The organism is Streptomyces albospinus, from assembly GCF_014648695.1.
Lineage (GTDB): Bacteria > Actinomycetota > Actinomycetes > Streptomycetales > Streptomycetaceae > Streptomyces > Streptomyces albospinus.
The window spans coordinates 61605-82292 of sequence record NZ_BMRP01000008.1 but is presented as its reverse complement, the minus strand read 5'-3'; the positions used below and the strand labels follow the sequence as shown (position 1 = coordinate 82292).

At 71.9% G+C, this 20688-nt stretch carries 17 protein-coding genes and 1 pseudogene; 6 read left to right on the top strand and 12 right to left on the bottom strand.

Features of this window, described 5'->3' with window-relative positions:
- The first annotated feature begins 21 nt into the window (after positions 1-21).
- Entirely contained in the window at positions 22-1407 is a 1386-nt protein-coding gene (locus IEZ17_RS13500) for a DUF5685 family protein (RefSeq protein ID WP_189299792.1), read from the top strand.
- Between the two features lie 252 nt (positions 1408-1659).
- On the opposite strand, the gene IEZ17_RS13495 is transcribed toward IEZ17_RS13500, so the two are convergent.
- The 4 genes from IEZ17_RS13495 to IEZ17_RS13480 form a co-directional block, all read right to left on the bottom strand.
- Positions 1660-2928: a cytochrome P450 gene (locus IEZ17_RS13495; protein WP_189299790.1), complete on the bottom strand. Its 1269-nt coding sequence runs from the start codon at positions 2926-2928 to the stop codon at positions 1660-1662.
- A 227-nt stretch (positions 2929-3155) separates the two neighbouring features.
- Positions 3156-3953 carry an ABC transporter permease gene (locus IEZ17_RS13490; protein ID WP_189299789.1) on the bottom strand — a complete coding sequence of 266 codons (798 nt, stop codon included), beginning with the start codon at positions 3951-3953 and terminating at the stop codon, positions 3156-3158.
- Entirely contained in the window at positions 3950-5017 is a 1068-nt protein-coding gene (locus IEZ17_RS13485) for an ATP-binding cassette domain-containing protein (protein WP_189299788.1), read from the bottom strand. Before IEZ17_RS13485 ends, IEZ17_RS13490 begins: the two co-directional genes overlap by 4 nt.
- 395 nt (positions 5018-5412) lie before the next feature.
- The gene (locus tag IEZ17_RS13480; protein WP_189300077.1) at positions 5413-5727 is read right to left on the bottom strand and encodes a cupin domain-containing protein; all 315 of its coding nucleotides are present in this window, start codon (positions 5725-5727) and stop codon (positions 5413-5415) included.
- A gap of 158 nt (positions 5728-5885) precedes the next feature.
- Between IEZ17_RS13480 and IEZ17_RS13475 the strand changes: the two genes are divergently transcribed.
- Positions 5886-6833, top strand: a complete 948-nt coding sequence (locus IEZ17_RS13475) for a helix-turn-helix domain-containing protein (protein WP_189299787.1) — start codon at positions 5886-5888, stop codon at positions 6831-6833.
- Between the two features lie 58 nt (positions 6834-6891).
- Here IEZ17_RS13475 and IEZ17_RS13470 read toward each other — a convergent pair whose 3' ends face one another.
- The 3 genes and pseudogenes from IEZ17_RS13470 to IEZ17_RS13460 all read right to left on the bottom strand — a co-directional run bounded on the left by IEZ17_RS13470 (position 6892) and on the right by IEZ17_RS13460 (position 8435).
- Positions 6892-7077 (bottom strand): hypothetical protein, encoded by a 186-nt coding sequence (locus tag IEZ17_RS13470; RefSeq protein WP_229852265.1) that lies wholly within the window; start codon positions 7075-7077, stop codon positions 6892-6894.
- Positions 7038-7214, bottom strand: a pseudogene (locus IEZ17_RS13465) (alpha/beta fold hydrolase); the annotation flags it as partial. The gene IEZ17_RS13470 and the pseudogene IEZ17_RS13465, both read right to left, overlap by 40 nt.
- Before the next feature lie 198 nt (positions 7215-7412).
- Complete coding sequence (locus IEZ17_RS13460) at positions 7413-8435, bottom strand: alcohol dehydrogenase (RefSeq protein WP_189299786.1); 1023 nt, start codon at positions 8433-8435, stop codon at positions 7413-7415.
- Between the two features lie 445 nt (positions 8436-8880).
- Between IEZ17_RS13460 and gad the strand changes: the two genes are divergently transcribed.
- Both gad and IEZ17_RS13450 read left to right on the top strand, forming a co-directional pair.
- The gene (gene gad / locus IEZ17_RS13455) at positions 8881-10338 is read left to right on the top strand and encodes a glutamate decarboxylase (protein WP_189299785.1); all 1458 of its coding nucleotides are present in this window, start codon (positions 8881-8883) and stop codon (positions 10336-10338) included.
- A 405-nt stretch (positions 10339-10743) separates the two neighbouring features.
- Positions 10744-11478 carry a DUF4389 domain-containing protein gene (locus tag IEZ17_RS13450; RefSeq protein ID WP_189299784.1) on the top strand — a complete coding sequence of 245 codons (735 nt, stop codon included), beginning with the start codon at positions 10744-10746 and terminating at the stop codon, positions 11476-11478.
- 94 nt (positions 11479-11572) lie between these two features.
- Here the strand turns inward: IEZ17_RS13450 and IEZ17_RS13445 are convergent, their stop codons facing one another.
- The 4 genes from IEZ17_RS13445 to IEZ17_RS13430 all read right to left on the bottom strand — a co-directional run bounded on the left by IEZ17_RS13445 (position 11573) and on the right by IEZ17_RS13430 (position 18789).
- Complete coding sequence (locus IEZ17_RS13445; protein ID WP_189299783.1) at positions 11573-12334, bottom strand: GNAT family N-acetyltransferase; 762 nt, start codon at positions 12332-12334, stop codon at positions 11573-11575.
- A gap of 286 nt (positions 12335-12620) precedes the next feature.
- A complete protein-coding gene (gene eccCb, locus IEZ17_RS13440; RefSeq protein ID WP_189299782.1) occupies positions 12621-16994 on the bottom strand; it encodes a type VII secretion protein EccCb in 4374 nt (1457 codons plus the stop codon).
- On the bottom strand, positions 16987-17472 hold the full coding sequence (locus IEZ17_RS13435; protein ID WP_189299781.1) for a hypothetical protein: 486 nt from the start codon (positions 17470-17472) through the stop codon (positions 16987-16989). Before IEZ17_RS13435 ends, eccCb begins: the two co-directional genes overlap by 8 nt.
- Positions 17473-17607: 135 nt before the next feature.
- Complete coding sequence (locus tag IEZ17_RS13430; protein WP_189299780.1) at positions 17608-18789, bottom strand: FAD-dependent oxidoreductase; 1182 nt, start codon at positions 18787-18789, stop codon at positions 17608-17610.
- A 161-nt stretch (positions 18790-18950) separates the two neighbouring features.
- Here IEZ17_RS13430 and IEZ17_RS13425 point away from each other — a divergent pair, with 161 nt between their 5' ends.
- A complete protein-coding gene (locus tag IEZ17_RS13425; protein WP_229852234.1) occupies positions 18951-19580 on the top strand; it encodes a TetR/AcrR family transcriptional regulator in 630 nt (209 codons plus the stop codon).
- Here IEZ17_RS13425 and IEZ17_RS13420 read toward each other — a convergent pair.
- Complete coding sequence (locus IEZ17_RS13420; RefSeq protein ID WP_229852233.1) at positions 19559-19918, bottom strand: HAD family acid phosphatase; 360 nt, start codon at positions 19916-19918, stop codon at positions 19559-19561. The two genes, IEZ17_RS13425 and IEZ17_RS13420, sit on opposite strands and share 22 nt — an antisense overlap.
- Before the next feature lie 279 nt (positions 19919-20197).
- Here IEZ17_RS13420 and IEZ17_RS13415 point away from each other — a divergent pair, with 279 nt between their 5' ends.
- A complete protein-coding gene (locus IEZ17_RS13415; RefSeq protein ID WP_189299779.1) occupies positions 20198-20650 on the top strand; it encodes a hypothetical protein in 453 nt (150 codons plus the stop codon).
- The last annotated feature ends 38 nt before the right edge of the window (positions 20651-20688 follow it).

The following is a 20688-nucleotide window of genomic DNA, read 5'->3' as shown; positions in this document are numbered from 1 at the left end:
CTCCCGGGGGTTTGTTTTCACGTGTTCGGAATCGTCAGGCCCTGTGCCCACCGCCTTTCCCAAGGGCTCAAGGCGGAGTGGATGGCCCATCTGTGCGGCCTCTGCCTCGCACTGCGCGGTGATCACGGGCAGTTCGCCCGCGTCGTCACGAACTACGACGGATTGATCGTCTCTGTGCTGACGGATGCTCAGTCCGGGCGGGAGGACCTCCGGCGCCGTACCGCCGGGCCCTGCCCTCTGCGCGGAATGCGGACCGCCTCGGTGGCGAAGGGGGAGGGTGCGCGGCTGGCGGCGTCGGTCTCCCTCGTCCTCGCCTCGGCGAAGATACGTGACCATGTCGCCGACGGGAACGGCCTGCTGCGCCGCCGTCCGATGGCCGCCGCGGCGCGCCGGGTGGCCGCCGGCTGGGACCGGGCCGGGGCACGCACCGGCGCCACGCTCGGTTTCGACACCGCCGTTCTCGTGGACGCGGTCGACCGGCAGGTGGGCATCGAGGAGCTGGCGGGGCCGGGCACACCGCTGACGGTCATCACCGAGCCGACCGAGACGGCGACCGCCGCGGCCTTCGCGCACACCGCGGTGCTGGCGGGCCGGCCGGGCAACGCCGCACCGCTGGCCGAGGCCGGGCGGCTCTTCGGGCGGCTGGCGCACCTCCTCGACGCCGTGGAGGACCGCACGTCCGACGCCGCCGAGGGCGCCTGGAACCCGATCACCGCCACCGGCGCCGGCCTCGCGGAGGCCCGCCGGCTGTGCGACGACGCGGTGCACGGCATCCGACTGGCGCTGCGCGACGTGGAGTTCACCGACTCCAAGCTGGTGCACGTCCTGCTGGTGCACGAGCTGCGCCGGTCGGTGGACCGTGCCTTCGGTACGGCCGGCTGCTCCCACCAGGGGTACGGGGCGCCGGGCCCGTACGACGGTCAGGGCGGCAACCCGAACCCGTACGGCAACCCGAACCCCTACGGGAACCCCGGGAACCCCTACGGGAACCCGAACCCCTATGAGAACCCGTACGGGAGCGGGTACGGCGACGGGAACGGGTACGGCCAGCAGCCCCAGTACGGCGGCGGTGGTGCGGTGCCGCCCGGCGGCCAGGGCGGCGGCTACGGCGGTGGGCCGGGCGGCGGGGGCGGCGGGATGCCGCACCTTCCGCAGGAGCCGAAGCAGCCCCGCGGCTTCTGGGAGGGCTGTGCGCTCGCCATCGGGCTGTGCTGCACCTGCAAGGTCTGCTGTGCCTCGGAATTCGAGGGTCCGTGGTCGCGCAGGACGCGTGAGGGTTGTTGCCACGCCTGTGACTGCTGTGACACCTGCTGCGGCAGCAGCAATTGCAGCAGTTGCAGCTGCTGCTGTGAGTGCGGCAATGGCGGCTGTGACTGCTGCGACTGTTGCAGCTGCTGCGATTGCTGACCGGCAGCTTTCCCGGCCCGGACTCGCATCTGGCAGATCTCTGCTGTCCGTGAAGAAGGCCCTCGTCTGTCGGTGAAGAGGGCCGTCGTCTCCGCCTGGTCTCCAGGAGATGGTGCGTGCCCCGCGGCCTTCGGGATCTGAGCTGCCGTACACGCGATGCGGAACAGCCGCCCGTACGCTGGGCGGCTGCTCCCTCGTGGTGCGTGTCCGCTCGCGGAGCGGGGCCGCGGACGGGCTCACGGTGCGGTGGCGCTACCGCGCGTCCCAGGTGACGGGGAGCCGCTGGACGCCGTGGAGGGTCAAGTCGCTGCGCAGCGGGACCTCCTCGGGCGGGACGGCGAGCCGCAGCGTCGGGAACCGGGTGAAGAGAGCCGGGAAGGCGACGCGCATCTCCACGCGGGCGAGTTGCTGCCCCAGGCACTGGTGGATGCCGTGGCCGAAGGCCAGATGACCGGTGGCCTTGCGGTGCACGTCGAGGGTGTCCGGGTCGGGGAAGCGGTGCGGGTCGCGGTTGGCGGCCTGGACCGAGAGGGTGACCGACTCGCCGGCCCTGATCAACCGACCGTCCACCTCGACGTCCTCCAGCGCTGCCCGTACGCCGGTGTGGGCGATGGTGAGATAGCGCATCAGCTCCTCGACCGCCTGGTCGGCGAGGCCCGGGTCGGCGCGCAGGGCTTCGGCCTGCTCCGGGTTGGTCAGTAGCGCGAAGGTGCCGAGCCCGATCATGTTCGAGGTGGTGTCGAGACCGGCCCCCAGGAGGAAGCCGCCGATGCCGGCGAGCTCGTCATCGGTGAGATCGGTGGTGGTCAGATCGCTGAGCAGGTCATCGGTGGGCTTGGCGCGCTTCGCCACGACCAACTCGCGGACGAACTCCTGGAGTGCGGCCAATGCGGCGTACTGGTCGTCCACGGACAGATCCGTGGTGGTCGCCGCCCTGGCGTGGTGCTGGAAGGCATCGCGGTCGGCGTAGGGCACGCCCAGCAGTTCGCAGATCATCAGCGCCGGGACGGGGTGCGCATACGCCTCGACGAGGTCCACGGAGTCCGCCGTTGCGCGGAGGCGCTCCATGGCGTCCAGATGCTCGGCGGAGATCTCCTCGACGCGGGTGGTGAGTTCACGCATCCGCCGGACCGTGAACTTGCCCATGAGCAGCCGCCGGTAGCGGGTGTGCTCGGGCGGGTCGATCCCGGTGAGGTCGCCGACCGGTGCCGGGGGCAGGGTGACGCCTTCCGCTCCCGGGAAGGGGATGTGCATCAGCTCGTAACGCGAGCTGAAGCGGGTGTCGGCGGATATCGCGCGGGCGACGGAGTAGCCGGTGGCCAGCCAGCCAAGGTGCCCGTCCGGGTAGCGCATGCGGCGGAGCGGCTGCTCCTCGCGCAGCCGAGCCAGTTCGCCGGGCGGATCGAAGGGGCATCCGGTGGGGCGGGTGATCGGCAACTCGGCGAGCGGGGCTGCTTCGGTGTGCGGTGCGGCGTTCTGGGAGGTTGTCTCGGGCGAGTGTTCCGACGGTTCGTGGTTCATGGTGTCCTCTGGTGCGGAGTGCCGGTCGTGGAGTGCGCAGTGCAGGAGTGCGGGTGCCGGCGTGCAGTGATGCAGGTGTGCACGGGGTGGGAAGGAACGCATGGGCGCGGGGCGCGGGGCGCGGAGGCGCGCGGGCCCGGGCGCAGGGCGGCGACGTGCCGTGAACGGTGTGGTGCCGGGGGTTCGGTGCCGGGGCGGGAGCTGAGTGGCCCTTGTGCGGGCGCCGTTCAGCGCTTGGCCGTGCGGCGGAAGTTCGTCAGCGCCCAGACGTAGCCGACCAGGGCGAGGCCGGCGCACCAGGCGACGGCTGCCGTCGCGCTGCTGCCGACCGGGGTGTCCATCAGCAGTCCGCGCAGCGTCTCGTTGATCGGGGTGAACGGCTGGTACTCGGCGAACCAGCGCAGCCCGGTCGGCATGGACTCCGGCGGGACGACGGCGCTGCCGAGGAAGGGCAGGAAGGTCAGCGGCATCGGAGCGTTGCTCGCCGACTCGACGGTCTTCGCGGCCAGTCCCATGGCAGCCGCCAGCCAGGTGAGGGCGAAGGCGAGCAGGGTGAGCAGACCGAGGGCGGCGGCCCACTGGAGGGGCGTGCCGTGCGGACGGAAGCCCACCGCCAGCGCTACGCCGGTGACCAGGGCGACGCTGATCAGGGTCTGGACGACGCTGCCGACCACATGGCCCGTCAGCACGGAGCTTCGGGCGATCGCCATGGTGCGGAAGCGGTTGACGATGCCCTCGGTCATATCCATGGACACGGACACGGCGGTCGAGATCGCGCCGGAGGTCACGGTCATCAGGATGATGCCGGGGGCGACGTAATCGACGTACGCGCCATGGTCGTTCGCCCCGCCCGGCATCCCGATGCCGTGGCCGAGCGCCCCGCCGAAGACGTAGACGAACAGCAGCAGCATCAGGATCGGCATCGCGACGAGGGAGACCGTCATGGACGGATAGCGCTGCGCGTGCTTGAGGTTGCGCCGCAGCATCGTCATGGAATCGCGCAGCGCGTACGAGGGTGTGCTCATCGTGCCTTCTCCGTCCGCGAGTTGAGTGAGTCGTGGGAGTGCGGTGCGGTCCGCGGGTGCGCCTGCTGCGCGGTGCGGTCGGATCGCCGGGACCGGTCGGTGAGGGTGAGGAAGACATCGTCGAGATCGGGGGTGTGCACCGTGAGTGCCTCGGCCTCGATCGACGCGGAATCCAGGACGTCGAGGACGGCCCGCAGCGTGGGAATGCTGCCGTCGCCGGGGATCTGGAGGGTGAGCGCCTCGCGGTCGGGCGCGGCGGAGCCGAAGAGGGCGGCAGCCGACTCCAGGCCGTCGGGATCGGCGAACCGGAGGCGGATATGGCCGCCGGGGATGCGGCGCTTCAGCTCTTCCGCGGTGCCTTCGGCGACCAGCTTCCCGTGGTCCAGGACGGCGATACGGTCGGCGAGTTGGTCGGCCTCGTCCAGATACTGGGTGGTGAGGAAGATCGTGACGCCGTCGTCGGCGACCAGGCCGCGGATGATCTCCCACATGGTGCGGCGGCTGCGCGGGTCGAGTCCGGTGGTCGGTTCGTCGAGGAAGATGATGCGCGGGTTGCCGACCAGGGTCATCGCGAGGTCGAGCTTGCGCCGCATACCGCCCGAGAAGGTGGCGACGGGCTTGGCCGCCGCCTCGGTCAGGTCGAAGCGGTCGAGGAGTGCGGCGGCGCGCTGCCGGCCCTCGCGGCGGGGGAGATGGTGCAGGTCCGCCATGAGGAGCAGGTTCTCCCTGGCGGTCAGAAGGTTGTCCAGCGCGGCGAACTGGCCGGTGACGCCGATCGCGGAGCGTACGGCGCCGGGCGAGCGGGTCAGGTCGTGGCCCGCTACCTGCGCCTGGCCGGCGGTCGCCGGGATCAGGGTGGTGAGGATCTGCACGGTGGTGGTCTTGCCGGCGCCGTTCGGCCCCAGCAAAGCGAAGATCGTGCCTTCGGGGATGCTCAGGTCGATCCCGTCGAGCACCACCTTGTCGCCGTAGGACTTGTGCAATCCCAGGGTTCGGATCGCCGGGGAGCGGGTGGTTGCGGAGGGAGGCGCGGCCGAGGAAGCCGCAGCGGTGTCTGCGTCCATGGCGCCAGCATGGCACATGAATGGCACCACTATCAACGCCGCGATGGCGGTATGTGGCGCCGCGTGGTGTCAGGTGTGGTGTCGGTTGTGGCATCGATGGCGTGCCGCGCCTGCCCGGCACCCTTGTGACCTGCGGTTTCCTTGTGTGTCACGTCCTGGTGCCACGTGGGCGTCCGCCGCGCCTGATGGTGCAGGGCGCGTTCGGGTGCGCGGTGGCCCGCCGGGTGGGATCGCCCCGCGGGCGGGCCGTCGGCTCGTGCACCGGATGTGGGGACGGCGCATGCGCGCAGTGCGCAGCGCACCGGGCGGGTGCCGGCCCTGCGCCGTGGGGGGTCGACCGCCGCCCGCCCTCGGCCGGTCGGCCACCGGGCGGCCGGCGGTGCGGCGGGGTTCGCTCAGCCTTCGGGATAGAAGACGAACAGGGTGCAGCCCGTGGTCGTCTGCGGGATGTGCCAGGAACCTGCGGGCGCGTGGATGAACGACCCGGCCGGATAGTCCCGGTCGCCGTCGTTGAAGACTCCCGAGGCGACATAGACCTCTTCGGGCCCCGGTTCGTGGACGTCGATGCCCTCCCAGCAGGTGTGCGGGTCCATCTCCAGTACCTGGGCCTTTGCGCCGTCGCTCCCGCTCCACAGCGGGCGGACGCGGATGCCGGGGAAGATCTCCCGTACCGGGGCGTCCTGCACGGCGGACCACGCATAGCCGGGCATCTGCTCCGCCGTCCGTTCCACCGTCCGTCCCGTGCTCCGTTCCGTTGTCGGCCGCTGGGTGTGCTGCTTCGTGTGCTGGTTCGTCATGAGAGCCAGCCTGGCGGGCCGGTGTCGACCCGCCGAGTGTCAGAAAAGACATCCTGAGGTACTTTCCTGCCATGCATCATGTGGTCGCACTCGTCCACCCACCGCAATCGACCTTCGAACTCGGCTGTGCGGCCGAGGTGTTCGGGATCGCACGGCGGGGAATCCCGACCCGGTACGGCTTCGGGGTGTGCACGGAACACCCGGGTCCGGTACGGACGCTCGCCGGGTACGACATGCTCGTGACCGACGGACTGGACGCCCTCGACCGGGCGGACACCGTCGTCGTCCCCGGGTGGCTGCCCACGGAGCAGCCGCCCTCGCCCGCGGTCCTCAAGGCGCTGCGCCGCGCACACGACCGCGGAGCGCGGGTGATCAGCATCTGCTCCGGCGCCTTCGCGCTGGCCCACGCCGGGCTGCTGGACGGGCGGCGGGCGACCACGCACTGGGCGCGGGCGGGCCAACTGGCCGGCCGGTTCCCGGCTGTTCGCGTGGACCCGGACGTGCTCTACGTGGACCACGGTGACGTCGCCACCAGCGCGGGCTCCGGCGCGGGCATCGACCTCTGCCTGCATCTCGTCCGCGCGGACCAGGGCGCCGGGTACGCCGCGCAGGTGGCCCGCAACATGGTGATGCCGCCGCACCGGGAGGGCGGGCAGCTCCAGTATTCGGCGCCGCCGCACCCCGCCCAGATCGACGGTACGCTCGCGCCCCTGCTGGAGTGGACGACCGGACGACTCGGCGAACCGCTCACCGTCGAGGAACTGGCCGCGCACGCGGGCATATCGGCCCGCACCCTCGCCCGCCGGTTCGCCGATCAGCTCGGCGCCAGTCCGGGGCAGTGGCTGCTCGCGCAGCGCATCGCCGCCTCCCGCGAGCTGCTGGAATCCACCGACCTCCCCCTGGAGGCCGTCGCACGTCGCGTCGGCCTCTCCTCTGCCACCAATCTCCGCAGGCGCTTTCTGCGCGCCCTGGGTACGACGCCGGGCGCCTACCGGCGCGCATTCCGGGCCGAACCGTGACGGTGGCAGAGGGGGCAGGGGCAGGGGGAGGCCGGTCCTCGGTCGGTGCGACCGGTCCTCAAGCGGGCAGATCCGCCAGCCACTTGGTCAGCAGCCGACTGACCTCGTCGCGGCGCTCCTGCTGGATCCAGTGGCCGCAGCCTTCGAGGAGGTGCGAGGCGACGAGGCCGGGCATGGTGGTGGGGAAGGCGGTGATCGCGTCGGCCAGCCAGCCGAGGGCAGCGCCGCCATCTGGTGGCGCCACGAGTACCACGACTCCGGGAACCCGTGCACCAGCAGGACCAGCGGCCCGCTGCCCTGCTCCACGAGGTGGGTCCGGCCCGCGGGGGAGGGGACCAGACGATGGGTGCGGCCGGCGGCCTGGGGGGCGGACTGGGACATGCATCCTCCTGGCTGGGGTCGAGTGCCCGTCGACGGCGGGGTGAGCGGCGATCGGGCCGCGCCCCCGACGGCGACAACCGTGCGGTGGTGGGCAGTTGAGTTCCGTTGCGGGCGGGGCGGTTCCGGTCGGCGGGACATGAGGAGGCGTAGGACGGTCGGGCGTGCCCTCCCGTCCTACGCCGGACCGGCGCCCATTCCTCAATCGCCGGTCAGCACCATCCGGAACCTCGCCGCCCCCGCCAGCATCCTCCCGTACGCCTCGTTGGCGTGTTCCAGCGGCATGGTCTCGATCATCGGGCGGATGCCGTGCAGAACGCTGAACTCCATGGTGTCCTGGACGTCTTGTGCGGTACCCGACGGGTGGCCGCGGACGACCCGGGCGCGCATGAGGAGCTGGGCCGGGTTGATCTCTATGGGTTCGGCAGCCGCGCCGATGACCACCAACTCGCCGCGGTGGGCCAGCCCTTCCACGGTCGCCGAGATGGCGCTGGAGTTGGCGGCCGTCGCCAGCACGACCTTGGCGCCGCCGAGGGACTGCAACGCGTCCGCGACGCCGGTCTTCGCGGCGCTGTCGATGTAGTGGTGCGCGCCCAGTTGCTTGGCGACGTCGCCCTTGTCGGCGCCGCGGGCGATGGCCACGACCTCGAAGCCCATCGCGACCGCGTACCGCACGCCCAGGTGGCCCAGGCCGCCGATGCCGAGGACGGCGACCAGGTCGCCCGGCCGCCCCGAACTGCGCCGCAGCCCGTTGTACGTGGTGACCCCGGCGCACGCCATCGGCCCGGCATCGGGCGCCGACAGCCGGTCGGGGATCCGGGCCAGGGCGTCGGTCGGCACGACCACCATCTCCGCGAAACCGCCGTCGTACGCCCAGCCCGGCACCTTCAACTGCGTGCACACGATGAAGTCGCCCTGCCTGCACGGCGTGCAGTGCCGGCAGCTGCCGCCGAACCATCCGACCGCGACCCGGTCGCCCACCCGCCAGCTGCTGTGCGTACCCTCGCCGACCGCGTCGATACGCCCGGCGATCTCGTGCCCGGGGACCAGTGGGAACTGGACACCGGGCACCGCGGCCTGCACGAACATGGCATCGCTGTGGCAGACGCCGCAGGCGTCCACGGCAATCCGTACGTGACCGGGGCCCGGTTCCGGTACCTCACGCTCGACGATCTCGAACGGAGCGCCCACCGCGCCGACCTGCGCCACTCGGTAACTGCTCATCTGGATCTCTCCCCGGATCTGGTTCCGCCGCTCCGGATTCCCTCCACCAGAACAGCAGCTCCGGCCGGATCCCGCGCGTCGAGCAGGGGCGCGCCGTGATCGCCCGGTGACCGCCGTGCGCCGCGTGACCGGATCAGCAGGACGTGAGGGGCGGGTGCGCACAGTCGGTGAGTCGGTGATTCCGTACCGTGATCGGCTCGCGAGGTGCCGGCCGATCCGCCCGAGGGGCCGGCGGAACGCCTCTCGTGGTGCAAGGCGGAGGAATCCGGAGGGATGGCCTGATGTCGTCGCGGGTGCACCCGCGGCCTGCCGGTGTCCGTTGCCCGCACAGTGAAAGCCGCTACCCTGGCCGCCGCGCGTGGACCGGCCAGGCCGGGCGGGAGGGCCGGCCTGGCCGGCTGCCGCTGCAAGGTTCGGCACGTACCCGGAAGAGGACACGCTCACCATGCCACTCAAGCGACCCCACCAGCACCGCGACGCCAGCCCCCATCTCACCGTGAACCCGGTCTTCAGCCGGGAGCCGATCAAGGTTCCCCGGTTCGAGCTGCCGGGAGAGGGGATGGATCCGGACACCGCGTATCAGATCGTCCATGACGAGCTGATGCTGGACGGGAACGCCCGGCTGAACCTGGCCACCTTCGTCAGCACCTGGGCCGAGCCGCAGGCGCAGCAGCTGATGGCCGAGTGCGCCGAGAAGAACATGATCGACAAGGACGAGTACCCGCAGACCGCCGAGATCGAGGCGCGCTGTGTGCACATGCTCGCCGACCTCTGGAACGCCCCCGACTCGCATGCGGCGGTGGGCTGTTCGACCACGGGATCGAGTGAGGCGGCCATGCTCGCCGGGCTGGCGCTCAAGCGCCGCTGGCAGCACCGGCGGCGCGCCGAGGGCAAGTCCACCGAGCGCCCCAACATGGTGATGGGCATCAACGTCCAGATCTGCTGGGAGAAGTTCGCCGACTACTTCGAGGTCGAGCCGCGGTACGTCCCGATGGAGGGCAACCGCTTCATCCTCTCCGCGGAAGAGGCCGTCAAGCTCTGCGACGAGAACACCATCGGTGTCGTCGCGGTGCTCGGCTCGACCTTCGACGGTGCCTACGAGCCGGTCGCCGAGATCGCCGCGGCGCTCGACGGCCTCCAGGAGCGCACCGGCATCGACGTGCCCGTCCACGTGGACGGCGCCTCCGGCGCGATGATCGCCCCGTTCCTCGACCCCGACCTGGCCTGGGACTTCCGGCTGCCGCGCGTCGCCTCCATCAACACCTCCGGCCACAAGTACGGGCTGGTCATGCCCGGTGTGGGCTGGGCCCTGTGGCGGGACGCGGCGGCGCTGCCCAAGGACCTGGTCTTCCACGTCAACTACCTGGGCGGCGACATGCCGACCTTCGCGCTGAACTTCTCCCGCCCCGGCGCCCAGGTGATCGCCCAGTACTACAACTTCCTGCGGCTGGGCTTCGACGGCTACCAGGTCGTCCAGCAGACCTGCCGGGACGTCGCCACCCGGCTGGCCGCCGAGATCGCCAAGATCGGGCCGTTCACCCTCATCACCGACGGCAGCGAACTCCCCGTCTTCGCCTTCCGGGTCAGCGACGACATCACCAACTTCACCGTCTTCGACGTCTCCGCCGCACTGCGCGAGCGGGGCTGGCTGGTGCCGGCGTACACCTTCCCCGCCAACCGCACCGACCTGGCGGCGCTCCGCGTCGTGATCCGCAACGGCTTCGGCCACGACCTCGGCGACCTGTTCCTGGAGGACCTGCGCCGCATCCTGCCGCGCCTCCAGGCGCAGCAGCAGCCGCACCGCGACGCGGACGACGCCGGATCCTTCGCGCACGGCGCCGAGACCAAGACGGCCGGCCGCCCGGCCATCCCGGAGCAGGTGGCGCGCGGAGCACACGGATAGCGCCGGCCGATCCGTACCACGGGTGCCCCGTCCGCCCACGCGCGACGGGGCCCCGCTTCGTGGGCGGTCACCCGCCTCCGCTGCCTGAGTGCCGGTGGCCGCCGTGCGCCGCCGCACCAGGAGGACGGCCACCGCGCCCGCGATGACCGCCCGCGCCGTCGATCGCACCGACGGCAGGCGGGCACCGCTCGCGGCGAGCGTGATCGTTCTCGCGGCGGGTGCACAGGAGATGCACAGCGAGCGCACCGCGTGTGCGTGCCGGCGTCTGCCCGGGTGCCGCCTCCCGTGGCAGCGGGCGGCAGCCGAAGAGCCCGGCAGGAATGGACCGAACAGCCCTGGTCGGCCCGCGCCGTCCTGGTCAGGCTGGGAAGTGCCGTTCCCCCTGCCGGGAAGGAGCTGACCGCCATGGCAACGCTCGCTGCGGAGTACCGGCCGGTGCGCATCGAGGCGGAGCTGGACGAACCGCTGTCGCGCTGGCTCTGGGCGGTGAAATGGCTGCTGCTCGTGCCGCACCACATCGCGCTGACCGTGCTGGCGGTCCCGTTCCTGGCCGCGAGCGCGCTCGCGTTCGTCTCCATGCTCTTCACCGGGCGCTATCCGCGCCCGCTGTTCCGCTTCACCACGGGGGTGCTGCGGTGGGTCTGGCGGGTGTCCTTCTACTCCTACGGGGCACTGGCCACGGACCGCTATCCGCCCTTCAGCCTGGGTGAGGTTCCGGATTACCCGACCCGTCTGTACATCGACGGTCCGCCCCGGATGCCGCGCGGCTGGCGGCTGGTGGCGTCGTGGCTGCGCGCCCTCCCCGAGTACCTCCTGGTCGTGCTGGTCGCCCTCGTCTTCCGGCTGGTGTGGTCGCTCGGCGGGCTGTCGGCGTTCCTGTTGATGGTCGCCGTGGTGACCCTGGTGTTCACCTCTCCCGCCGGCATGCTGGTGTGGACCGGCCGCTATCCCCGGCGCCAGTTCCGCGGGTTGATGACCCTCTATCGCTGGCTGGCGCACGTCCTCGCACACTTCTTCTTCCTCACGGACGCGCTGCCGCCGCTGCGGCCGGAGAAGTCCGGCAGGCGGTTGCCGTTCCACCGGCACCACCGCGCCTCCACGGGCCCGCGCGGAGGGCTGGGATCCTCCGCCGCGCGGTGACTTGACGCCTCGCGTCCCGGCGTACGCACGCGTCCTGGCGTGTGACGGCGGCGGGCCGGGCGGAGCGGCCGGCGGGTGGGTGAGCGCGCCCGCGTCAGCGCGTGTCGATGCGCGCGGCCACGCAGGGGTCCTCGTTGCGGTAGCCGAGGCGGGTGTAGAGCCGCTCGGCGGGGGCGTTGTCGGCGAGCTGCCACAGGGTGCGGAAGCCGTGGCGGCGGATCGCGTAGCGGGTCAGCCAGGAGGTCGGTGCCGCGCCCAGCCCCCGGCCGCGCTGCGCGGCGTCCGTCGCGACCGAGGCCATCAGCGGGGCGCCGCTGCCGCGCAGGCTGCTCAGCGCGCCGCAGGCCGCCAGCCGCCCGTCCGCGTCGCGGATCCCGGCCCAGAGGCTGACGGCCGAGGAGCCGGGACCGGTCGAGTGGGCCGGGCTGTGTTCGGTGAGGAAGGCGAGCAGTTCGTCGTGGTGCGCCTCGTCGAGGACCACCACCCGCTGCTCGGCCGGGTGGACGGGGGGTTCGCGGAGCGTCCAGCGGAAGACCCAGGCCACCGCGTCGGTCACCGGAAGGTGCCGGACGAGCAGCGTGTCGGTCCCCCGGGGACCGGTGAACTCCGTGACGCGGCCGGGCAGTTGGTGCGCGGCGCGCAGTACGAGTCCGGCGGCGGCGGTTGCGTCGCCGACGCTCCACACATGGCCGCGCGGCGCGTCGAGCCAGGCGGCGGCACCGTCGCCGGACCAGCTGATCCGGTGGGCCGGCCGCTGCCGCGCGGCGCCGAAGCGCAGCAGGGCGGAGCTGGCCTGGGGTTCCAGGCCCTGGTCGAAGAGGTCCGCGGTCCGGGGGACAGGAGTCGTTGCCTGCATCGCTCTCTGGGGAAGGACGTGAGGGGACGGGGACAATCCGGGCGTGCGCAGGGCGCGGCCGGGGCCGTTGTACGGGGGTATGAGGTAAGAGGGAGCCCGACGGGTCCTGCGCGCGCGGGCGCGCCCGGCCGGCCGGGCGGCCCACCTGTGGCATACCGCCCCCGGCCCGGGGCGAATCCGCGGCTCGGGCCGAGCGGGCGCCCCTGCGATCAGGGGCGCCTCGGGGGCGAATGGTGACAAGCGGCGCACCATCCGTGACCGGACCGCGGGCGCGGCCTCGCCTCGGTCACCCCGGTGCGATCCACGCCGTCTGCACCAACTGGCTTCCCCGCTTCCGGTTGATGAACCGGGCCCGGCCCGGCGGGAGCCGCAGCGCCCGGTGGGTGCCGATCAGCGGTCCCTCCGCACCGTCGCCGGAGAGGAGCAGGCCCTGCGCCCCCAGCTCGTGGACGCGCTGGATCACCGGCTCGAAGACCGCACGGCCGGCCCCCGAGGTGCTGCGGGCGATGATCAGGCGGAGGCCCAGATCGCGGGCGAACGGCAGATACTCCAGCAGTGGCTGCATGGGGTTGCCGCCGCCGGTCGCCACCAGGTCGTAGTCATCGACGAGGACGAACGCGTCCGGCGCGTCGTACCAGCTGCGGGTGCGCAACTGCTCGGGCGTGACGTCCGGGCCGGGCATCCGCCCGCTCAGTGAACCGGCGAGTCCGGCGATGGCCTCGTTCAACTGCGCGGGAGTACCGCAGTAGTGGGCGACATGGCTGTCGGGGATGTCGCCGAGCAGCGACCTGCGGTAGTCGGAGACCACCATGAGTGCCTTCTCCGGCGGATAGCGGTCGGCGATCTGACGGGCCAGCAGACGCAGCAGCGACGACTTGCCGGACTCGCTCTCTCCGTAGACGACAAGCAGCGGATCGGTTTCGAGGTCGAGGTACACGGGCGACAGGTTCGCCTCGTCGATACCGAACGGGATACCGGACCGGCTGCCCTGCGGTTGGCGGACCGGCGACGGCAGTTCACCGGCCGGGAGCAGTGTCGGCAGCATCCGCACCTGCGGCGCCTCGGGGCCGGACCAGTGCTCGCGCACGGCGGACACCAGCTCGGTCAGCGCGTCGCCGAGCGTGCCGGGATCGGGGACGCCGTCCATCCGGGGCAGCGGGGCGAGGAAGTGGTGCTTGTCCGGCGAGAGCCCGCGACCGGGCTGGCCCTGCGGCACGTTCGCGGCCAGCCTGCGGTCGATCTCCGAGTCGTACGGGTCGCCCAGGCGCAGTTCGATCCGGTTGAGCAGCTGGTCGCGCAGCGCGGTCCGGACCTCGACGTGCCGGGCGGCGCCGAGGAGGAGGTGGACGCCGAAGCCCAGTCCGCGGATGGCGATGTCCGCCACGATGACGGCCAGCTCCTCGTGCTCCTGCTGGAACGCGGTCCAGCCGTCGACCACGAGGAAGACATCGCCCCACGCCTCGTCGGGGAAGTGCCCGGCGGCCCGGCGCCGCCGGTAGGTGGCGATGGAGTCGATGGAGTGGGCGCGGAAGAACTCCTCCCGGCGGTCGAGGACCCCGACGACCTCCGCGACCGTACGGCGCACCTTGTCGGTGTCCAGCCGGGACGCGACACCCCCGACATGCGGCAGGCCCGCCAGGTCGAGCATGCCGCCACCGCCGAAGTCCAGGCAGTAGAACTGCACTTCGCGCGGGGTGTGGGTGAGTGCGAACGCGGCGATCACGCTGCGCAGGGCGGTCGACTTGCCCGACCGGGGGCCGCCCACGAACAGCCCGTGCCCGGCCGCGCCGGAGAAGTCGAGGAACAGGATGTCGCGGCGCTGCTCGTACGGCTTGTCCACCAGCGCGAAGGGCACCACCAGCGGGCCGGGCGAGGGGAACTGGGACGCGTGCAGGCCCCGCTCCGGGGTGACGGTGAGCGGCGGCAGCAGCTGGTCCACCGTCGCCGGTACGTCCAGCGGCGGCAGCCACACCTGGTGGGCCACGGGGCCGCGGCCCACCAGCCGCTGGACGAGGACGTCCAGCACGGAGTCGGCGAGAGCGTCCGCGAGGCCGTCGTCCTCGGTCTCGTCGTTGGGAGGCCGGTAGGCGTCGGAGACGTAGGCGGCCTTGAACTGGACCATGGTGTCGCTGTCGTAGCGCAGGATGGCGGAGCCCGGGGTGGTCGGCAGGTAGTACGCGTCCGGCACGCCGATCGCCGTCCTGGATTCCGCCGTGGAGAAGGTCCGCAGGCCGATCCGGTACGACAGATGGGTCTCCAGCCCGCGGAGCCGGCCCTCGTCCAGGCGCTGCGAGGCGAGCAGCATGTGCACGCCCAGCGAGCGGCCGATCCGGCCGATCCGGCTGAACATGTCGATGAAGTCGGGCTTGGCGGCGAGCAGTTCGCTGAACTCGTCGACCACGATGACCAGGGAGGGCAGCGGGTCCAGCGCCGCGCCGGCGGCCCGCGCCCTCTCGTAGGCGGTGACGTTCGCGAAGTTGCCGGCGGCCCGCAACAGTTCCTGGCGGCGCTGGAGTTCACCGGTGATCGCGTCGCCCATGCGGTCGATCAGGGCGGTGTCGTCGGCGAGGTTGGTGATGACCGCCGCCACATGCGGCAGCTCCGACATCCCGGCGAACGTCGCGCCGCCCTTGAAGTCCGCGAGGATGAAGTTGAGGTTCTCCGAGGAGTGCGTCACGGCGAGCGCCAGCACGAGGGTGCGCAGCAGCTCGGACTTGCCGGAGCCGGTCGCACCGACACACAGGCCGTGCGGGCCCATGCCCTCCTGCGCGGCTTCCTTGAGGTCGAGCATGACCGGCTGCCCGTCCTGGTCGACGCCGATCGGCACCCGCAGCCGCTCCAGGGGCGAGCGGGGCCGCCAGTGCCGGGCGGTGTCGAACGCTCCGGCGTCCGCGATCCGCAGCAGGTCGGTGAACCGGAGCTTCTCCGGGGCCGGGGGCACGTCCGGTGCGATGTCGTCGGTCACCGAGTGCGACCAGCCGCTGCGCGCCTGCCGGCCCAACTCGGCCGCGGCCGAGGCCAGATCGTCGACCGCGGCCACGCCGTCCGTACGGGGCAGCGCGATATGCACATACCGCTTCTCGGCCCGGTCGGTGCACAGCGCCACCCCAGGGGTGGCGGGTGTCAGCCGGGCCGCCAGCTCCGGATGGACGAGCGACTCGTCGGGGGAGCTGAGCGCCAGCTCGAAACGGGTCAGCATCACGTCGAGCAGCGGCTTGGGCAGGGCGGACCAGTGCGAGGTGGTCACCATGAGGTGCACCCCGTGGCGCAGGCTCGTCGCCCCGATGCCGCGGAGCGCCACCGCCAGTTCCTGGAAGTTGCCGGCGAACTCCGACCAGCCGTCGACCACGAGGAAGACGTCCCCCACGGGCTGGTCGGCGAGCTCCCCGCGCGCCCGCGCCCCGCGGTACGCCTCGATGGAGTCGATCTCCGGCAGCCGCTCGAAGTCGTTCTCCCGCCGGGTGTTGAGCCCCACGGCGTGCGCCACCATGCGGTGCACGCTGTCGGGATGCTGGCGATGGGCGACGCCGCGTACGTGCGGCAGATGCGTCAGGCGCCGCAGCCCGCCGCCGCCGAAGTCGATGCAGTGGAACTCGACCTCGCGCGGGGTGTGGGTCAGCGCGAGCGACGTCACCAGGGTCTGGAGCAGCAGCGTCTTGCCGCTGCGGGGCCCGCCGGCCACGGCGACATGGCCGGCACCGCCGCCGAGGTCCACACAGTGCGTCCGGACGCGGCGTCCCTCGGCCCGGTGCGACCGGCCTATCGGTGTGATCAGACGCCCGCTCTCCCGCCAGTCCGCGGCCGACAGCCCGCGCTCCTCGGTGACCACCAGCGGCGGCAGCAGCTGGTCCATGGTGGCCACGGGGGCGGGGCCGTCGGCTTCCGTGAGGCCCGGGAACGGCCGGTGCGCGTGCGGGGACGCCTTCGACAGCCGCAACCGGCTGCCGCCCTGGATGTCGCTGCCGAAGAACGTCGGTTTCTGCTCGTGCGTACGGGCCACCGCATCGGCCACGTACTGGTAGAGCTCCTGCGCCGTGACCCAGCCGTCCTCGTCGAGGTCGGCCCGACCGGTCGTCAGGCCCTCGACCACCGCGCGGGTGAAGACCGAACTCCATTCGGCCGCGCCGCCACCAGGGGTCTCGTCCTCGACCGCCTCCTGAACGGAGTTGGAGGCGGTGATCACGTAACTGCCGCGGTGGTCCACGAACTGCCGGGGAATGTCCTCGGCCTCCGCAGCGCCCTTCGACAGCCCGAAGGCGCCGGAGAAGCAGCAGTCCAGCAGCGCGATCTTCTGCCGCGCCCGGCTGTACTCCATCGACTCCTTGATGAACTCCGCCGAGACCGAACTCGCCCGGATCATGTCGCGACTGCTCTTGACGGTCGCGAAGTGCAGCCGGCCCCGGTTGTCCTTCAGCCCGTGGCACGACAGGTAGACCAGGGCGAGATCGACCCCGCGGTCCAGGAAGAGCCGCTCGACGGCCTCCTCGATGACCGCCTTCGACTCGTCGATCAGGACCTGCACGGAGTCGAACTGGCCGATGTCCGGGTCTTCGAGGAGCGCCGCGAGCTTGCGGGCATCGTGCACGGGCGAGCGCAGCTTGGGCAGCGACTCGTCCAGATAGCGCTCGGTGGCGATGAGCAGGGCGCGGCGGTCACCCATGGGCCGCGGGCCCCGCCGGCCCTTCCGGACTCGGCGCCGCCTGCCGCGGAGCGCCGTCCGCCGCGGGATCCGTACCGGTCTCGATGCCCGTCGCGGGAGCGGGCTCACCGGCCAGCGCCCGGACCCAGGCCTCCACCGCCGCGTCCTGGGTCTTCTTCGACGCCGCCTCGATCTCCAGCCGGTGCTCCCCGCTGACCAGGACGGCTTTACGGGCTCCGCTGCGCCTGATCCAGTCGCGTACGACGACGGTCACCGATCGCAGTACGGCGGCCGAGAAGCCACCGCTGAGCACCAGCGTCGTCAGCGACTGCACCAGCCCGCTCTTCGCCCCCGTCCCTCCGGGGGCCGACCCCCGCGCGACATCGGGCAGTTCGAGCCGCAGCAACTCCGCATGGAGCTGCTGCGTCAGTTCGTCCAGCTCCTGAGCATCGGCGTCCTCGTCGTGCACAACGACGGTGACGTCCCCCGTGATCGTCATGGGCCACCTTTCGCGTCACCACAGGATTCTAGGGGCAGCGGCAGCTCCCTGTGAGGTGTGGTGTGTGCCAACGGGGCGGCTGCGCCGATGAGTTCGGGGGAGCGGTGGCCGCCCGCCGTACGGCGAACCCGACGCTCAGGCCGAGCGCATCCCCTCCAGGTCGGGGAAGTGCACCTCTTGCGCGTCGTCCACGGTGATGAGGCGGGTCAGGCCCTCGCGGCAGGCCTTGGCGTGTTCGGCGGAGCGGGGCAGCATGATGTCCTCGTAGGTGCGGACGGCGCCGTCGAGGGTCGGTTCGGCGATGAGGGCCTGGGCGAGCTCGGCGCCGTCGAGCATGGCGAGGTTGGCGCCGACGCCGAGCGGAGGCATCAGATGGGCGGCGTCGCCGAGCAGCGTGATGCCGGGGACGTGGTCCCAGGTATGCGGTACGGGCAGGGCGTGCAGGGGGCGGTGGACGAAATCGCCGTCGTTGTCGGCGAGGAGCGCGAGCAGGCTCTCGTCCCAGCCGTCGTAGAGGTCGAGCAGATGGGCGCGTACCGCCGCGTCGTCGGTGAGGTCGAGGCCGGTGTGCCAGTCCTGCGGGGCGCGGAAGGCGCTGTAGACGCGGATGTGGCCGTTGCTGTTGCGCTGTGCCGTCAGGGTCTTGCGGCTGCCCTTCGCCGCCATGGTGCCGTGCCCGACGAGTCGGGCGATGTCGGGGTGTCGGGTGTCGCAGTCGTCGAAGGAGGACTCGACGAAGGTGACGCCGGTGTACTGGGGGCGGGCGTCGGAGAGGGCCGCACGGACCCGTGACCAGGCGCCGTCGGCGCCGATGACCAGGTCGAAGTCCTCGGTGGAGCCGTCGGTGAAGTGGACGCGGCAGGTGCCGTCGCCGAGCGGGGTGACGGCGTCGACGCCGGTGTCCCACCGGACGGTGTCCGGGGCGAGGGAGTCCAGGAGGAGGCCGCGGAGCTGGCCGCGGTCGATCTCGGGCCGGTCGGCCGCACCCTCGGGGAGGAAGCGGCGCACCACGGTGGCGGTGCGGTCGAGCATGCGGATCTCCTGGCCCTCGGGCCGGGCCAGGGCGCTGAACGGGCCGAACAGGCCTGCGGCGTGCAGCGCTTGCTGGCCGGTGTCGGCGTGGATGTCGAGCGTGCCGCCCTGCGATCGGGCCTCTGGTGAGGTCTCGCGCTCGTAGACGGTGACGGCGCGGCCGTGGCGTTGCAGGACGCGGGCGCAGACGAGGCCGCCGAGGCCGCCGCCGGCGATCGCGATACGGGGGGTGGGGCGGTCGGAGAGGGCGTGTGGGGAGTGCTGTGCCGACGGGCGTGCGGACATGGCTGATCGCTCCTTTGCGGAGGAACACGGATGGGAGGGCGGAAAGGACAGTGCGGCGGTGCCGGTGGACTGTCGCGCCTCACCCAGAAAAGCACAGCGGATAAATAAGTGCAACGTATAAACTTTCGTATCCGGTCAACCGTCGGGGTGGAGTGGACGGCATGACCGAGACGATGGGGCGTCGCGAACGCAAGAAGGCCCGGACGCGCCAGGCGCTGGCGGATGCCGCGCTGCGGCTTTTCCTGGAGCGCGGCTACGACAACGTCGGCGTCCGGGAGATCACGGAAGCGGCGGATCTGTCGGTGACCACGCTGTTCAAGCACTTCCCCAGCAAGGAAGCCCTGGTCTTCGATGCGGACCACGGCCTCGGGGCCGCCCTCGTCGCGGCGGTACGCGACCGGGCTCCGGGCCGGTCCGTCTTCCACGCCCTGCGCGACCATCTGGTGCGCATGCGGCTGAACTTCCGCGGCGACGATCCGGAATTCCGTGCCTTCCGGCAGATGGTGGACTCGACCCCCGCCCTCCAGGAGTACATGCACCGCATGTGGCTCCGGCACGAGACCGCCCTGGCCGCCGCCATCGTCGAGGCGACGGGAGCGCCCGAGGGGGACCTCAAGTCCGCGGCGCTGGCCCGCTTCGCCCTGGAGAGCCGGAATCTGGTCGGCATGCACGAGGACCCCGAGCGCGCCTTGCGCGAGATCTTCGACCTGCTGGAACGCGGCTGGGGCCGGGGCCCGTCCGACGGGTCAGGGTCGGAAAGAGCCCAGGGTCAGCTCAACCAGCCGTCGTGATCCGGCAGTTTGAAGCCCTTCTCGAAATGGCCGCCCTGGAGATCCGTATCACGGTTGCCGATGTCGGCGGTCAGCGTGAACCCCTTCTTCTCGTAACCGCTCCGGCAGTTGCGCTTCACCTCCGCCTTTCCCGCTGAACTGCCGTCCGGCCGGAGGCAGAGGCCGTCGACGGGATATCCGGCCTGCTTCAGCTCGGCCACCGTGTCGCCATGGGCGCTCTGGTGCCGGTACGAGGCGAACAGCACGGCGGCGTGGTGCTGTTCCGCGTACCGTGCGATGGCGAGTATCGCCTCGACGGGCCGTCCGCGGTCGAAGTGCGTCGCCAGGGCGGTCAGCAACAGCGCCCACCTCGCCCTGTCGGACCCCGACCCGGCACCTACGGGGTCCGCTGGGACTGGGACCAGCGCCTGCCCTTTCGGGCCCCTACGGGATACCCCCTACGGCGCGTACGGGGCAGCCCCTACCGGTCCCTGAGGCGGCCCCGGGCCGGGTCTCGTTCGTGGGGGCGACGCAGGAGCGGCGAACGGACCGGATCCTGGGAGCAGCCGTCCGGGAAGGGCGGTGCCACCGTCTCGACCGCCGTTGCGGCGGCCCGTGTCGCCAAGGAGAAGACCAGCATGAACGCCCGGAGCCCGCGCCCTACCGCGCTGTCCGAGGAAGAGCTCCGCCATCCGCGCAGCCAGGCCGCGTTCCGCAGGACGAAGTGGCTCGCCGGCAGCTACCTCGGCATCAGCGTGCTCACCCTCGTCGCCATCGTCGCGCTGCGCAACGACACCGCGATGGTGAACGACGCCGTGTGGGTGCGCGGCACCATCGTCGTCGCCAGCGCCTTATTGACGTATGCGTTCGCCGTCCGGGTGGCCCGCGGCTCTCGTGGGGCGTACCGCAGGCTGCGGATCGTCTCCGCCGTCATGATCGTGGCCATTGCGGCCATCATCGCGCTGCCGGGCACCTTCCCGATATGGCTGAAGGCCGAACAGGGCGTCTGCGGGCTCGCGCTGATCGGTGTTGCCGTGCTCGTCAACGGGAAGCAGCTGCGGTCGCTGTTCGCCGCCCGGCGGCTCGGCTAGGCCGGCTGTGCGGGGGCGCCCGGCCACAAACGCGGCCG